The organism is Streptomyces sp. CRN 30 (assembly GCF_034105845.1).
The window spans coordinates 1-12,763 of the sequence record NZ_JAVRHI010000463.1; the positions used below are offsets into that span (position 1 = coordinate 1).

The following is a 12,763-nucleotide window of genomic DNA, read 5'->3' on the forward strand; positions in this document are numbered from 1 at the left end:
GGCGCGGACGCCGCGGCCGGCCCGGCCAGGGGCGCCGCCGCGCCACGCACGGCGCGTGAGGTGACACGGCCGCCCCGGTCCTCCGACCGGGGCGCCGGCCCTTCCGTTCCCCCTGCTCCCCCCGCTCACAGCCCGGGGACCAGCCTGACCACGGTCACGGTCAGCACGGACCCGGAGACGTAGTAGAGGACGATGGCGCCGAGGACGGTCGCCTCCCGCCGGTCCCGCTCCCCCTTCACCGCGGTCGATCCGTGTCCGTACGGGTCCCGGCCGATGGTCCGCCCCATCGTCTCCCGGAACACCTCGGCGTTCCGCATCTTGGTGAGGGTGTCGTCGGCGGGCGGCGCGTAGCTGACGCGGTAGCTCAAGCGACGCCCCGCCTCTCGGCCTCGTCCGCGGCGAGTTTCTCCAGCAGTGCGTCCGCCGCCGGGTCGGGCACGGCCTCCAGCATCCAGTGCCGCATGACGGCGTGGATGTCCTGCACCCCGGCGTCGTCGATGGCCCGGTCGAACTCCGTCCGCCGTTCCTCGGGGAGCGCGGCGCGGATGTCGGGGATGCTGTTGGGCACCTTCACCTCGACACCGTCGACGAAGGTCTTGAGTGGCTCGGCCATCGCCGTCCTCCTGGGCAGCCGCGGATTTCGCTGGGGCTCACGGTACTGGGCGGTGCTCCCCCTCGGGCCGGACACCGGGATGCGCGGGCGCGCCCTGCCCGGTCCGGCCGTCCGGCCCCTGGCCGAGCGTCAGCTCACCGACCGTCTGGCCCCCGCTCGTCTCGCCCGTCGGCCGGAAGCCCAGCCGCAGGTAGAAGCGTTCGGGGCCGTCCTCGCCGGGATGCCAGGTGACGTACATGCGGGTGCCGCCGCGGCGGCGGATCTCGGCGGCCACGGACTCGACCGCGAAGCGGCCGTATCCCCGGCCCTGCTCCTCGGCCGCGATGTTGAGGCGCCACAGGCCGGACCGGATGTCGGTGCCCGAGCCGTCGCCCCGCCAGTCGACGCCGAAGAAGGCCATGAGGAAGCCGACCGGTCTGTCACCGTCCAGGACGAGACGGGGCCAGGCCACGCCGGGGTGCACGTACGCCTCGGCCAGGGACTTCACCACCGGTGCGACCAGGTGTTCCTGGTCCGGGCGGACGCGCAGGGCGATCGCGGTCTCGAAGGTGCCCGGGGTGATCTCTGCCAGCTTCGGCGTGCTCGTCATGCGGGCACCCTAGGCCGGTCGACCGACACGCCGGGCATCAATTTCCACGGACCCTCGGGCCCTCAAGCTCTCGGGCAGCCGGCTCCCACCCCAGCGCCGGTCCCAGCTTCGTCGCGATGTCCGTGAGGATCTGGACGTAGTCCTCGTGGCCGAAGCTGAACGGGAGCGCGAAGGCGACCTCGTCGATCTCGCGGAACGCGGCGTGGGCGTGGAGCCGGTCGGCTATCTCGGCCGAGGTGCCGACCAGGTCCGGGGCGAAGAGGAGGCGGGCCGGGCCCTGGGGGGTGGTGGTGCGGGGGAGGCGCTTGGCCGCGTACTCCTCGTACCTGGCGCGCTGCTCCGGGGTCGCGCTGTCCGTCGGGATGACCACCAGGCCCTGGGAGACGCGGGCCGCGTCCCCGTCCGGGTGGTGGGCGCGGAACTCGCGGACGTGTGCGAGCTGGATGGCGGCGAAGTCGTGGCCGCGCGACTCGGCATCCGGCCCTTCCGCCTTCACCACGCTGCTGGTCAAGAAGTTCATGCCGTTCTCGCCCGCCCAGCGGGCCGAGCCGATGCTGCCGCCGCCGTACCACATGCGGCGTCCCAGGCCCGGGGAGTGCGGCTCGACGCGGTCGGAGAAGACCTCGAAGCCCTCGGTGCCGTGGAAGTCGGTGGCCGGCTCGCCCCGGACGAAGTCCAGCAGTCTGCGCACGCGGTCGTAGGAAAAGTCCTGGGTGTCGGCGGAGTCCGGGTAGAGGGCCTCCTTGACCTGGTCGTAGTGCATCGGCGGGCCGACGCTCACGCCCGGGTTGAGGCGGCCGCCGGAGAGGACGTCCACCGTCGCGAGGTCCTCGGCGAGGCGGAGGGGGTTCTCCCAGCCGAGCGGGACGACCGCGGTGCCGAGTTCGATGCGCGTGGTGCGCTGGGAGGCCGCCGCCAGGACGGCCACGGGGGAGGAGATGCCGTACTGGAGGTGGCGGTGCCGCACCCATGCGCTGTCGAAGCCGAGCCGCTCGCCCAGCTCGATGATCTCCAGGGTGGTCTCGTGGCCCGGGCGGGGGTCGGCCCCGTCGAACAGGCCGATGGTCAGGAAGCCGAGCTTCCGCAGCGGTTGCGAGGGCAGCGGCACGGGTTCTTCCTCCAGCGTCCGGGGCGGGGGCACGACCGCCGCCCCCACCCACCTTCCGTACGTACGCCCCTGCGAACCCGGCCTCCTCATCGATTGTTCCCTGCGTTCGTCAGGGCCTCGGACGAGACGTGTACTACCTTTGGTACATGTCCATGCAGCGCACGAACGTCTACGCCGACCCGGAGGACCTCGCCATCATCAAGGAGGCCGCCAAGCGCCGCGGCATAAGCGAGGCCGAGATCATCCGCCAGGGGATCCACCTGGCGGCCATGGCGAACCGGGTCTGGGACGAGCCCTTGTTCTCCCGCACCTTCGAGGGAAGGGGCCGCACGCCCACCAAGGACGAGGTACGTGCCACGGTCGCCGACGCGGTCCGCCGGGAGCCGGATCCCGGGGCTGCCGCGTGATCATCGTCATCGCTGACACGTCCGGCCTGCTGGCCGCTCTCGACTCGACGCACCCCGAGCACGTGGCGTCGAGCGAGGCGCTGCTGGCGGCAGGGCTCCTCGTCATGTCCCCGCTCCTGCTCGCCGAGTTGGACCACGTCGCCACCCGCGAACTCGGCCGGGAGGCCGCCATGAGCGCGGTGGACGACGTCCGGCGCTGGATGGGCCGGGGCCGGATCACCGTGCCGGAGATCACGGAGAATCATCTGGGTGCCGCCCAGTCCGTCCGCGCGCAGTACCGCGGACTCGACCTCGCGGACGCGGTGAACGTGGCACTGGCCGCCGACTACGACACCGACGCCATCCTCACCTTGGACCGGCGCGACTTCCGTGCCGTGCGCCCGCTCGGCCGCCACAAGGCGTTCCGGGTGCTGCCCGACGACCCGCCACTCTGAGGGCTCGCACTTCGGACGAGGGTCACCCCTCGTACGGCCGCCTCCCCCGCGCCTCGCGCAGCGCGGTGGCCCACCACACCAGCTGGTCCAGCAGTGTCTTGGCCGCCGCGTCCGGGGCCGCCGGGTCCTTCAGGCGGCCCGCGTGCCCGCGTCGCCGAAGGGCGTGTGCGCGTTGTGGAAGGACACCGTGTCGCGGACCGTGACCGCGTGCAGCTCGGCGAGGACCTGACGCAGGTGCTCGACCGCGCGCAGGCCGCCCGCCAGGCCGCCGTAGGAGACGAGGGCGACCGGCTTGGTTCTTGAGGATGTCGGTGGTCTCCATGGCCGCCCACCCTCGCACCTCAACCTTTCTTCAGGTCAAGCCTCCTTCCGCCCTCCGCCGGGCAGCCGCCGTGGTCACCCGTTCACCCCCGCACTCCGCCCCCTTCGCGTTCTTTTCTCGCACGACCCGCGCGTACGCCCATGACCTGCTGGAACGCCCCGGAACCGGTCCGGGTCCGGTGCCTGCTGACACCCGATCACTGCACTTCTGACGGAGCATCAGCAAGCGGCCGGGGCGCCGGGCCACTTACCTCGGTAACAGCCCGTCGGAACTCGGACCAGCTCGATGAGGAGCAAGCACCATGCGACATACCGCCCGGCTGCCGGCCACCGCCGTCCTCGCCGTCCTCGCCGTGGGGCTGGCCACCGCGCCCGTGTACGGCACGGCGGCCGACCCGGACCCGGAACCGGCCAGGAAGGTCACGGTGACCCCGTCCGCCGTCGGCCCCGGCGCCGAGGTGACGATCGGCACGACGGCGTGCGGCGCGGACTCCACCGCCACCGGCGACGCCTCCGCGGTCGGCGGGGGCACCTTCCACCTGGCGCCGGGCGCCCGCGGCGAGGAGGCCACCGGACGGTTCACGGTGCCACCGGGCGCCCAGCCGGGGACGTACGAGCTCGTCGTACGGTGCGCCGGGGGCGACCGGAGGGCGGCCGAGACGGACGAGGGGCACGAGGAGGTGGCGGCGGCCGGTGACCTCGTGGTCACGCTGACGGCCGACCGTTCCCAGACCCAGGTGCATCCCCGGGGGAGCGTGCGGACGGGGGTCGGCGGCGCGCTCGGCCCCGACCCCGTGCAGACCGCGGCAGGCGTGGCGGCCCTCGCCGTCGCCGCCGCGGGCGGTACCTGGCTCCTGCATCGCCGGGCGAGAGGCGACGGGATCTGACGGGCGCCCTCCGCCGCCCGTCACGCCGGTACCGCCGTCCCCTCCCCTCCGGGCTCCGCGCCCCCGCCCGGAGGGGAGGATTTCGTTCGTCCAGCACAGCATCGGCAGGAGGCCGCGTGCGCCGCACCGACACGCTCATAGCGAGCGGCACCGTGCTCGCCCTCTGCTCCGGCGTGTGGCTGCTGCACAACGGTGCCGCACCCCACGCCCCGCCCCAGCCGTCCGCGGCCGAGGCCCGCGGCACCGCGGCGGCCCCCGCCGGACGGGACGCCCCCGACCTCCCGCCCGCGCCACCCGAGCGCGTCCGCATCCCCTCGATCGACGTGGACGCCCCGCTCATCGGCCTCGGCCTCACCCCGTCCGGCAGCCTCGACGTGCCGCCCGCCGCCGCGAAGAACCTGGCCGGCTGGTACGAGGCGGGCACCACACCGGGCGAGTCGGGCACCGCGGTCGTCGCCGGGCACGTCGACAACCGGGACGGGCCCGCCGTCTTCTACTCCCTGGGGGCGCTGCGCAAGGGCGCCCGCATCGACGTGCGCCGCCGCGACGGCGCCGTCGCCCGCTTCGCCGTGGACGCGGTCGAGGTGTACGACGCCCGGGACTTCCCCGACGAGAAGGTCTACGGCGCGGCGCCGCGCCCCGAACTGAGGGTGATCACCTGCGGGGGCGGCTGGTCGGAGCGGACCGGGTACCGGGGGAACGTGGTGGTCTTCGCCCACCTGACGGGCACGTCCTGAGGCCGGGGACGAGGCCGACTCCTCACGCCAGCCACTGGTCGTACCCCATCTTCGCCACCAGCGAGAACACCACCACCAGCAGCACCACCCGCACGAACCCGCTCCCCCGCTTCAGCGCCGTGCGCGCCCCGACCATCGCGCCGGCCAGGTTGAACACCGCCATCAGCGCCGCCAGCTGCCAGTACACCGTGCCCGCCCAGGCGAACATCGCGAGGGCGCCCGCGTTGGTGCAGCAGTTGACGATCTTGGCGGTGGCGGAGGCCGTGACCAGGTCGAGGTGGAGCAGCGCGGTGAGGGCGAGGACGAGGAAGGTGCCGGTGCCGGGGCCGATGAGGCCGTCGTAGAAGCCGATGCCGACCCCCGCGAGGCCGATCGCGGCGAGGACGCGGCGGGCGGAGACGGGCGCGGTCGAGGGCGCCGAGCCGAAGCCGGGGCGCAGGATGACGAAGGCGCCGACCGCGAGCAGCACCACCATCACGACCGGCTCCAGCACCTCCGTGCTCATGCCGGCCGCCACCAGTGCCCCCGCCGTCGAGCCCGCGAGCGCCGCGAGACCGATCCGCACGGCGGTGCGGACGTCCACCGGCGCCTTGCGGGCGTACGTCACCGCCGCGCCCGTGGTGCCGACGATCGCGACCGCCTTGTTGGTGCCGAGCGCGTACTGGGCCGCCGACGCGCCACTGGGCAGCCCGAGCAGCAGCGCGGGGAGCAGCAGGAGCCCGCCGCCGCCCACCACGGCGTCGATCCAGCCGGCCGCGAGGGCCGCGAGACAGAGGACGACGATCGTGGTCAGCGTGATGTCGGGCATGATCACGACATTACGGCCGGGATGGTTGGCCGGTCCATCGACCTGAGCATCCTCTGAGGGTCCGGCGCGGGGCCGCGGCGGTGTCCCGTGCGGGTCCCGACGCCCTCACAGCCGTGCCGCCGCCGGGCTGAGGGCAGCGTTCCCCACGGGAAACAACCGTGATGCGGCCGGGTAACACCGGCACCGCACGCTGCGGTGCATGACCTCGAAAACGCGTGTGGTGGTGATCGGCGCCGGCCTCGCGGGCGCCCGGCTCGCCCGGCGGCTCGGTGAGCTCGGCACGCCCGCGCTGCTCGTCGGCGAGGAGGAGCACCGCCCGTACAACCGGGTCCTGCTCGCCGAGGTGCTGGCCGGCCGCTACGGCCCCGAGGTGATCACGCTGCCCGCGCCCGCGGAGCTGGTCCGCGCCCGGGTCACCGGCCTCGACCGTGCCGCCCGCGAGGTGCGCTGCGCGGACGGCACGGTGATCGCATACGACACGCTGGTGCTGGCCACGGGGTCCAATCCCGTCCTCCCGCCGCTGCGCGGCCTCTTCGCGACCGGCCCGCCGGACGCCCCCGAGCACGGACTCCCCGAGGGCGTGCACGCCTTCCGCACCCTGGACGACTGCCTGGGCCTGTCCAAGGCGGTACGGCCCGGGATGCGGGCGGTCGTCATCGGCGGCGGACTGCTCGGAGTGTCCGCGGCCCGCGCGCTGGCCGTGCGCGGCGCGCAGGTCGTCCTCGCCCAGCAGGCCGAGCGGCTCATGGAACGCCAGCTCGACCCGGCCGCCTCGAAGCTGGTCCGCCGGCACCTGGGCGACCTGGGCGTGGAGGTGCACACCGAGTGCCGGGTGCGCGACGTGCGCTGCGCCGGCGGGGCGGTCCGCTCGGTGGAACTGGCCGACGGGTACGCCCTCGACGCCGACCTCGTGGTCCTGGCCTGCGGGGTCCGCCCGCGGGTGGGCCTGGCCCAGGCCGCGGGCCTCGTGGTCCGCAAGGGCGTCGTCGTCGACGACGAGCTGCGCACCTCCGACCCGCACGTCCACGCGATCGGCGACTGCGCCCAGCACGACGGCACGCTGTACGGGCTGGCCGCTCCCGCCCTCGAACAGGCCGACGTCCTGGCCGGACTGCTGGCGGGCGACGCCGGCGCCCGGTACACCGGCACCCGCTCGCTGACCCGGCTGACGCTCACCGGGCACGCGGGCCCCTCCGGCCCCTTCGACCTGGCCGCGTTCGGCGAACCCGACCCCCGCCCCGGCGACGACGTGATCCAGCTCGCCGACGCCACCCGGGGCACCTACCGCAAGGTCGTCGTCCGCGACGACCGCCTCGTCGGCGGGGTGCTCGTCGGCGAACTCGGCACCGTCGGCGCGCTCGCCCGCGCCTGGGAGGGCGCCGAGCCGCTCCCCGCGCCCGGCGCCCCGCTGCTCCATCTGCTCACCAACGACGGAGGCTCCTGATGACCGCCACCCCGGGGGCCACCCCCACGATCGTGCTCGTCGGCCACGGCATGGTCGGCCAGCGCTTCCTCGAGGCGCTCGCCGAGCGCGGCCTGACCGCCACGCACCGCGTGGTCGTGCTGTGCGAGGAGCCGCGCCCCGCGTACGACCGCGTGCAGCTCACCTCGTACTTCTCGGGCCGCACGCCCGAGGACCTCTCGATGACCGACCTGGGGTTCATCGCGGAGCACGGCATCGAACTGCACGTCGGCGACCCGGCGACCGCCGTCGACCGCGAGGCGCGGACGGTGACCTCCCGCTCGGGGCTGGTCGTCGGCTACGACACCCTGGTCCTCGCCACCGGCTCGTACCCCTTCGTGCCGCCGGTGCCCGGCAAGGACGCCGAGGGCTGCTTCGTGTACCGCACGATCGAGGACCTGCTCGCGATCGAGGCGTACGCGAAGGCGCGGGCGACGACCGGGGCGGTGGTCGGCGGCGGACTGCTCGGCCTGGAGGCGGCTGGCGCGCTCAAGGGCCTCGGCCTCACCTCCCACATCGTGGAGTTCGCGCCGCGCCTGATGCCGGTGCAGGTCGACGAGGGCGGGGGCGCGGCGCTGCTGCGCACCATCGAGGAGATGGGCCTCACGGTGCACACCGGCACCGGGACGCAGGAGATCCTCACCGGCACGGACGGCTCCGTCACCGGCATGAAGCTGTCCGACGGCTCCGAGCTCGCCACCGACCTGGTGGTCTTCTCGGCCGGTGTCCGCCCGCGCGACCAGCTCGCCCGGGAGTGCGGGCTGAGCGTCGGCGAGCGCGGCGGCATCGCGGTGGACGAGCAGTGCCGTACGGTCTCCGACCCGCACGTCTTCGCGATCGGCGAGTGCGCGCTGGCCTCGGACGGGCGGGTGTACGGCCTGGTGGCGCCCGGTTACGAGATGGCCGCGACGGTGGCCGCGACGATCGCCGCCGACGAGGAGGCCGCCTTCACCGGCGCCGACCTGTCGACCAAGCTGAAGCTGCTCGGCGTCGACGTGGCCTCCTTCGGCGACGCGCACGGCGCCACCGCCGACTGCCTCGACGTCGTCTACGCCGACTCCCGGTCGGGCACGTACAAGAAGCTGGTCATCGGGCGGGACGGGGAGCTGCTCGGCGGCATCCTGGTCGGCGACGCGGACGCGTACGGCACGCTGCGGGCGCTCACGGGATCGGTCCCGCCGGTCGCGCCCGAGGCACTCGTCCTGCCCGCCGGCGCGGGTGCCCCGGCGCAGCTCGGCCCGTCCGCGCTGCCCGACGAGGCGGTCATCTGCTCCTGCCACAACGTCACCAAGGGCACCATCCGCGGCGCGGTCACCGAGCACAGCTGCACGACGGTGCCCGAGGTGAAGAAGTGCACCAGGGCCGGTACGGGCTGCGGCAGCTGCGTGAAGGTGCTCGGGCAGCTCGTCACGGCCGAGCTGGAGGCGAGCGGCGTCGAGGTCGACAAGGGCCTGTGCGGCTGCTTCGACCAGACCCGCGAGGAGCTGTACGAGATCGTCCTCGCCCTGCGCGTCACCTCCTACCGGGAGCTCCTTGACCGGTACGGCCGGGAGGCTGCCCGGGGCGGCGACGGCTGCGAGGTCTGCAAGCCCACGGTCGGCTCCATCATCGCCTCGCTCGCGCCCACGATCGGCGCCGACGGCTACGTCCTGGAGGGCGAGCAGGCGGCGCTCCAGGACACCAACGACCACTTCCTCGCCAACCTCCAGAAGAACGGCTCGTACTCGGTCGTACCGCGCATCCCCGGCGGCGAGATCAGCCCGGAGAAGCTGATCGTCATCGGCGAGGTGGCCCGCGACTTCGGCCTCTACACGAAGATCACGGGCGGCCAGCGCATCGACATGTTCGGCGCCCGCGTCGAGCAACTGCCGCTGATCTGGACGCGGCTGGTGGACGCGGGCTTCGAGTCGGGGCACGCCTACGGCAAGTCGCTGCGCACGGTGAAGTCGTGCGTGGGGCAGACCTGGTGCCGCTACGGCGTCCAGGACTCCGTCCGCATGGCCATCGACCTGGAGCTGCGCTACCGGGGCCTGCGCTCCCCCCACAAGCTCAAGTCGGCGGTCTCCGGGTGCGCCCGCGAGTGCGCCGAGGCCCAGTCGAAGGACTTCGGCATCATCGCCACCTCCAACGGCTGGAACCTGTACGTCGGCGGCAACGGCGGCGCCACCCCGCGCCACGCGGACCTGCTGGCCCAGGACCTCTCGGACGCCGAGCTGATCCGTCTGATCGACCGGTTCCTGATGTTCTACATCCGCACCGCGGACCGCCTGGAGCGCACCTCGACCTGGCTGGACCGCATCCCGGGCGGCCTGGACCACGTCCGTGACGTGGTCGTGGAGGACTCGCTCGGCATCTGCGAAGAGCTGGAGTCCCTGATGGCGGACCACGTGGCGCACTACCGCGACGAGTGGGCGGCGACCATCGACGACCCCGAGAAGCTGGCCCGGTTCGTCTCGTTCGTGAACGCGCCCGACACCCCCGACCCGGTGGTCGCCTTCGTCCCCGAGCGCGACCAGATCAAGCCCGACCTGCCGCTGCTCTCCATCGGCCTGCGGCCCCTGACGGAAGACGCCCTGGAAGGGAGCGCCACACGATGACCCTGGCACCCGAGACGACCGACCTGATGGTGCAGCTGCGCCTGCCGGACGACTGGTTCACGGTCTGCGACCTCAGCGCGCTGGTCCCGGGCCGCGGAGTTGCGGCCCTGCTCCCGGACGGCCGCCAGGCCGCCCTGTTCCGCGACCGGACCGGCCGGCTGTACGCCATCGACAACCGCGACCCGTTCACCGGCGCGGCCGTCCTCTCCCGCGGCCTGACCGGCACCCACCAGGGCCACCCGTTCGTCGCCTCCCCGCTGCTGAAGCAGCGGTTCGACCTGGCCTCGGGGCAGTGCCTGGACGACGAGTCGGTGCGGGTGGTGACGTACGAGGTGCGGACGGCGGCGTGAGGCACCCGCCCTCACCAGCCGTACTGGGGGCGGGGGCCCCACCGTCGCGGTGTCCGGCGCCGCGATCGGCCCCTAGCCCGCCGTGCCCCGCCCCAGCTCCTCGTACGTCACCCCGGTCAGCCGCTCCGACGCCTCCCAGAGCAGTTCCCCCGCGCGGTCGTCGAGCGTCCACGGGGCGCGCCGGCTCCGGGCGGGGGCACCCCGCCAGCCGAGGAAGGACGGGCCCGTGAAGTCGTCGGGCCGGACGTCGGGGGCGGTGGCCGCGTACAGGGCCGGGAGGGCACCGGCCTCCGCGGGCTGCGCGAACACGCGGTTGCCGAGCTGCCACACACGCTCGGACAACTTGCGCCCCTGCAGTTTCGGCGCCGCGGTCTGGAGGTTGGTCCGTGAGTACCCGGGGTGCGCGGCCGCCGCCACGACGCCGGAGCCGGTGGCGGCGAGCCGCCGGGCCAGCTCGTGGGTGAAGAGGAGGTTGGCCGTCTTGGAGCGTGCGTAGGCGGTCCACCGGCCGTACGAACGCCAGCCGTTGAGGTCCGTGATGTCGATGTTGGCCAGGGCGTGCATGAAGCTGGAGAGGGTCACGACGCGCGCGCCGGGGGTGTCGAGCAGAGCGGGCAGCAGCAGACCGGTGAGCGCGAAGTGCCCGAGGTGGTTGACCGCGAACTGGGTCTCGTAACCGTCCGCCGTGCGCCCCCTCGGGAGGGCCATCACGCCGGCGTTGTTGACCAGCAGGTCGATCCGCTCGTACTGCTTCCGGCACCCGGCCGCGAACTCCCGCACCGAGTTCAGGTCCCCGAGGTCGAGCCGTACGAACTCCGCCCGCGCGCCCGGCACCTCCCGCGCCAGCCGGTCACCGGCCTCCGTCCCGCGCGCCTCGCTGCGGCAGGCCAGCACGACCCGGGCCCCGCGCCGGGCCAGTTCGCGCGCGGTGACGTAACCGATCCCGCTGTTGGCCCCGGTGACGACGGCCGTACGGCCCGTCTGATCGGGGATGTCACCCGTGTTCCAGCCCGCCATGCCCCGTACTCCCTCCACTGCCCGCCGACACCGACTCCAGGTGGTACCCGGAAGTAAGACAACACACTCCTGGCGCCGAACGACGAAAAGCAGTCACAGAAGCATCACAAACCTTCCACAATAACGATCACCGCTTTACGGTCATGTCCTTACGCACCGCCCAGGGGGGATAGACATGACCAACCCGTACATCCAGCCGCCCGCTCCCGGCCCCGCTCCCGGCCCCGGCACAGGCCCCCGCCCCGCCCCCAAGTGGGCTCGCAAGCGCTACGTCCTTCCCGCCCTCGCACTGGCCCTGTTCGTCGGTGTCGGCATCGGCGGCGGCGACGGGGACACCACGACGACCGACGCCAAGCCGGCGGCCGCCGTCCCCGGCCCGACGACCACCGTGACGGCCACGGCCACCGAGACGGCGGAGCCGGAACCGGCCGAGACGGTGACGGCGACCGAGACCGAGAAGGTCGAGGTCGAGGTGGAGGTCGAGGTCACGAAGACGGTGACCGCCGAGGCGGCGGTGGACTACGGCTCCGGCTCGGGCGGGAGCGGCAGCGGGTCCGGCGGTGGCGGCAGCACCTACTACGAGAACTGCACCGCGGCCCGCGCCGCCGGCGCCGCCCCCGTGTACGCGGGCGACCCCGGCTACGGCTCCCACCTGGACCGGGACGGCGACGGGGTCGGCTGCGAGTAGGGCGTTGCGGCGGGCCGCCGGGCGCGCTCCGCGCGCACCGCCCGCCCCGGAGATGCCGGAACGGGCGGTGTGTGAGCGGGGATCAGCAACCGTTGCGCAGCCTGTTCCAGGTGACCGGGCCGACGACGCCGTCGGCAGCGATACCGCACGTCCTCTGGAAGTCCACGACACCGGCTCTCGTACCGCTGCCGAACTGGCCGTCGATGCCGCTGGAGCCCACGTAGAAGCCCCAGGCGACCAGCAGACACTGGGCCTCGCGCACGGCGTTGCCGGAGCTGCCGGTGGAGATGGTGGGCGGCGTGACGGCGCCGTGGTAGCCGCAGTAGAGGGCGGTCGGAGCCGCCTCGGCCACCGCGGCGGCGGGCGCGGCAGAGGCGGAACCGGTCGTGAGCGCGGTGGCGCCCGTCAGCACCAGGGCGCCGACAGCGAGCGATGCGGCGGAACGTCGGACAGACCTCACAGTGTCCTCCCGATCAGTTTGGTCATGTTCATGGCCATGGAGAAGCTAACAAGGCCACATGTGCCGCAATAGGCGCCTTCAAGCCCGTCCGCCGACGTTTCCGACCGGCCATGACCTGCCGCCACGCTCTCGCCCCCCGCTTCGTACACCGTTCAACAGGCAGGACGCCCGAGGCGGAATGGCCGGTAGACGGCACCCGGGCGGACGCCGATGAGGGCGGCACCCCCCGCACGGGGTGCCGCCCTCATCGGTGGGCCGGGGTCGCCGTCCTGTCGGCGAGGGTGA

The 12,763-nt window shown here is 73.6% G+C and carries 15 protein-coding genes and 1 pseudogene; 8 read left to right on the forward strand and 8 right to left on the reverse strand.

Annotation, left to right across the window (positions count from 1 at the left end):
• Positions 1–125: 125 nt before the first annotated feature.
• The 4 genes from UW392_RS52795 to UW392_RS52810 are packed head-to-tail and all read right to left on the reverse strand — an operon-like array spanning position 126 to position 2,310.
• Complete coding sequence (locus tag UW392_RS52795; RefSeq protein WP_320782595.1) at positions 126–368, reverse strand: hypothetical protein; 243 nt, start codon at positions 366–368, stop codon at positions 126–128.
• Positions 365–613 (reverse strand): hypothetical protein, encoded by a 249-nt coding sequence (locus UW392_RS52800; protein ID WP_320782596.1) that lies wholly within the window; start codon positions 611–613, stop codon positions 365–367. Before UW392_RS52800 ends, UW392_RS52795 begins: the two co-directional genes overlap by 4 nt.
• A gap of 37 nt (positions 614–650) precedes the next feature.
• Complete coding sequence (locus tag UW392_RS52805) at positions 651–1,202, reverse strand: GNAT family N-acetyltransferase (RefSeq protein ID WP_320782597.1); 552 nt, start codon at positions 1,200–1,202, stop codon at positions 651–653.
• 37 nt (positions 1,203–1,239) lie between these two features.
• Positions 1,240–2,310, reverse strand: coding sequence for an LLM class flavin-dependent oxidoreductase (locus tag UW392_RS52810; protein ID WP_320782598.1), 1,071 nt, complete (start codon positions 2,308–2,310; stop codon positions 1,240–1,242).
• A gap of 146 nt (positions 2,311–2,456) precedes the next feature.
• Here UW392_RS52810 and UW392_RS52815 point away from each other — a divergent pair, with 146 nt between their 5' ends.
• Together UW392_RS52815 and UW392_RS52820 are read left to right on the forward strand one after the other, a co-directional pair.
• Complete coding sequence (locus UW392_RS52815; RefSeq protein WP_320782599.1) at positions 2,457–2,717, forward strand: CopG family transcriptional regulator; 261 nt, start codon at positions 2,457–2,459, stop codon at positions 2,715–2,717.
• Positions 2,714–3,151: a PIN domain-containing protein gene (locus UW392_RS52820; protein ID WP_320782600.1), complete on the forward strand. Its 438-nt coding sequence runs from the start codon at positions 2,714–2,716 to the stop codon at positions 3,149–3,151. The genes UW392_RS52815 and UW392_RS52820 overlap by 4 nt, the downstream gene beginning before the upstream one ends.
• A gap of 22 nt (positions 3,152–3,173) precedes the next feature.
• Here the strand turns inward: UW392_RS52820 and UW392_RS52825 are convergent.
• Positions 3,174–3,460: pseudogene (locus tag UW392_RS52825) on the reverse strand (NADPH-dependent FMN reductase); the annotation flags it as partial.
• Between the two features lie 314 nt (positions 3,461–3,774).
• Here UW392_RS52825 and UW392_RS52830 point away from each other — a divergent pair.
• Complete coding sequence (locus UW392_RS52830; protein ID WP_320782601.1) at positions 3,775–4,359, forward strand: hypothetical protein; 585 nt, start codon at positions 3,775–3,777, stop codon at positions 4,357–4,359.
• A gap of 116 nt (positions 4,360–4,475) precedes the next feature.
• Positions 4,476–5,096, forward strand: coding sequence for a class F sortase (locus tag UW392_RS52835; RefSeq protein WP_320782602.1), 621 nt, complete (start codon positions 4,476–4,478; stop codon positions 5,094–5,096).
• A 22-nt stretch (positions 5,097–5,118) separates the two neighbouring features.
• Here the strand turns inward: UW392_RS52835 and UW392_RS52840 are convergent, their stop codons facing one another.
• Entirely contained in the window at positions 5,119–5,904 is a 786-nt protein-coding gene (locus UW392_RS52840) for a sulfite exporter TauE/SafE family protein (protein ID WP_320782603.1), read from the reverse strand.
• A 199-nt stretch (positions 5,905–6,103) separates the two neighbouring features.
• On the opposite strand from UW392_RS52840, the gene UW392_RS52845 reads away from it, so the two are divergent.
• From UW392_RS52845 to nirD, 3 genes are read left to right on the forward strand one after another with little or no spacing between them, the layout of a single operon-like run.
• A complete protein-coding gene (locus UW392_RS52845; protein ID WP_320782604.1) occupies positions 6,104–7,348 on the forward strand; it encodes an NAD(P)/FAD-dependent oxidoreductase in 1,245 nt (414 codons plus the stop codon).
• Entirely contained in the window at positions 7,348–9,963 is a 2,616-nt protein-coding gene (nirB, locus tag UW392_RS52850) for a nitrite reductase large subunit NirB (RefSeq protein ID WP_320782605.1), read from the forward strand. The genes UW392_RS52845 and nirB overlap by 1 nt, the downstream gene beginning before the upstream one ends.
• Positions 9,960–10,313 (forward strand): nitrite reductase small subunit NirD, encoded by a 354-nt coding sequence (gene nirD, locus UW392_RS52855; RefSeq protein ID WP_320782606.1) that lies wholly within the window; start codon positions 9,960–9,962, stop codon positions 10,311–10,313. The genes nirB and nirD overlap by 4 nt, the downstream gene beginning before the upstream one ends.
• 72 nt (positions 10,314–10,385) lie before the next feature.
• On the opposite strand, the gene UW392_RS52860 is transcribed toward nirD, so the two are convergent.
• Entirely contained in the window at positions 10,386–11,330 is a 945-nt protein-coding gene (locus UW392_RS52860; protein WP_320782607.1) for an oxidoreductase, read from the reverse strand.
• 175 nt (positions 11,331–11,505) lie between these two features.
• On the opposite strand from UW392_RS52860, the gene UW392_RS52865 reads away from it, so the two are divergent.
• A complete protein-coding gene (locus UW392_RS52865) occupies positions 11,506–12,018 on the forward strand; it encodes an excalibur calcium-binding domain-containing protein (RefSeq protein ID WP_320782608.1) in 513 nt (170 codons plus the stop codon).
• A gap of 82 nt (positions 12,019–12,100) precedes the next feature.
• On the opposite strand, the gene UW392_RS52870 is transcribed toward UW392_RS52865, so the two are convergent.
• On the reverse strand, positions 12,101–12,478 hold the full coding sequence (locus UW392_RS52870; protein ID WP_320782609.1) for a peptidoglycan-binding domain-containing protein: 378 nt from the start codon (positions 12,476–12,478) through the stop codon (positions 12,101–12,103).
• Positions 12,479–12,763: the final 285 nt, after the last annotated feature.

Coding starts and splice junctions, on each gene's coding strand:
- UW392_RS52840 (WP_320782603.1), bottom strand. CDS start 5,904: ATGCCCGACATCACGCTGACCACGATCGTCGTCCTCTGTCTCGCGGCC.
- nirB (WP_320782605.1), top strand. CDS start 7,348: ATGACCGCCACCCCGGGGGCCACCCCCACGATCGTGCTCGTCGGCCAC.
- UW392_RS52860 (WP_320782607.1), bottom strand. CDS start 11,330: ATGGCGGGCTGGAACACGGGTGACATCCCCGATCAGACGGGCCGTACG.
- UW392_RS52865 (WP_320782608.1), top strand. CDS start 11,506: ATGACCAACCCGTACATCCAGCCGCCCGCTCCCGGCCCCGCTCCCGGC.
- UW392_RS52805 (WP_320782597.1), bottom strand. CDS start 1,202: ATGACGAGCACGCCGAAGCTGGCAGAGATCACCCCGGGCACCTTCGAG.
- UW392_RS52800 (WP_320782596.1), bottom strand. CDS start 613: ATGGCCGAGCCACTCAAGACCTTCGTCGACGGTGTCGAGGTGAAGGTG.
- UW392_RS52845 (WP_320782604.1), top strand. CDS start 6,104: ATGACCTCGAAAACGCGTGTGGTGGTGATCGGCGCCGGCCTCGCGGGC.
- UW392_RS52815 (WP_320782599.1), top strand. CDS start 2,457: ATGTCCATGCAGCGCACGAACGTCTACGCCGACCCGGAGGACCTCGCC.
- UW392_RS52830 (WP_320782601.1), top strand. CDS start 3,775: ATGCGACATACCGCCCGGCTGCCGGCCACCGCCGTCCTCGCCGTCCTC.
- nirD (WP_320782606.1), top strand. CDS start 9,960: ATGACCCTGGCACCCGAGACGACCGACCTGATGGTGCAGCTGCGCCTG.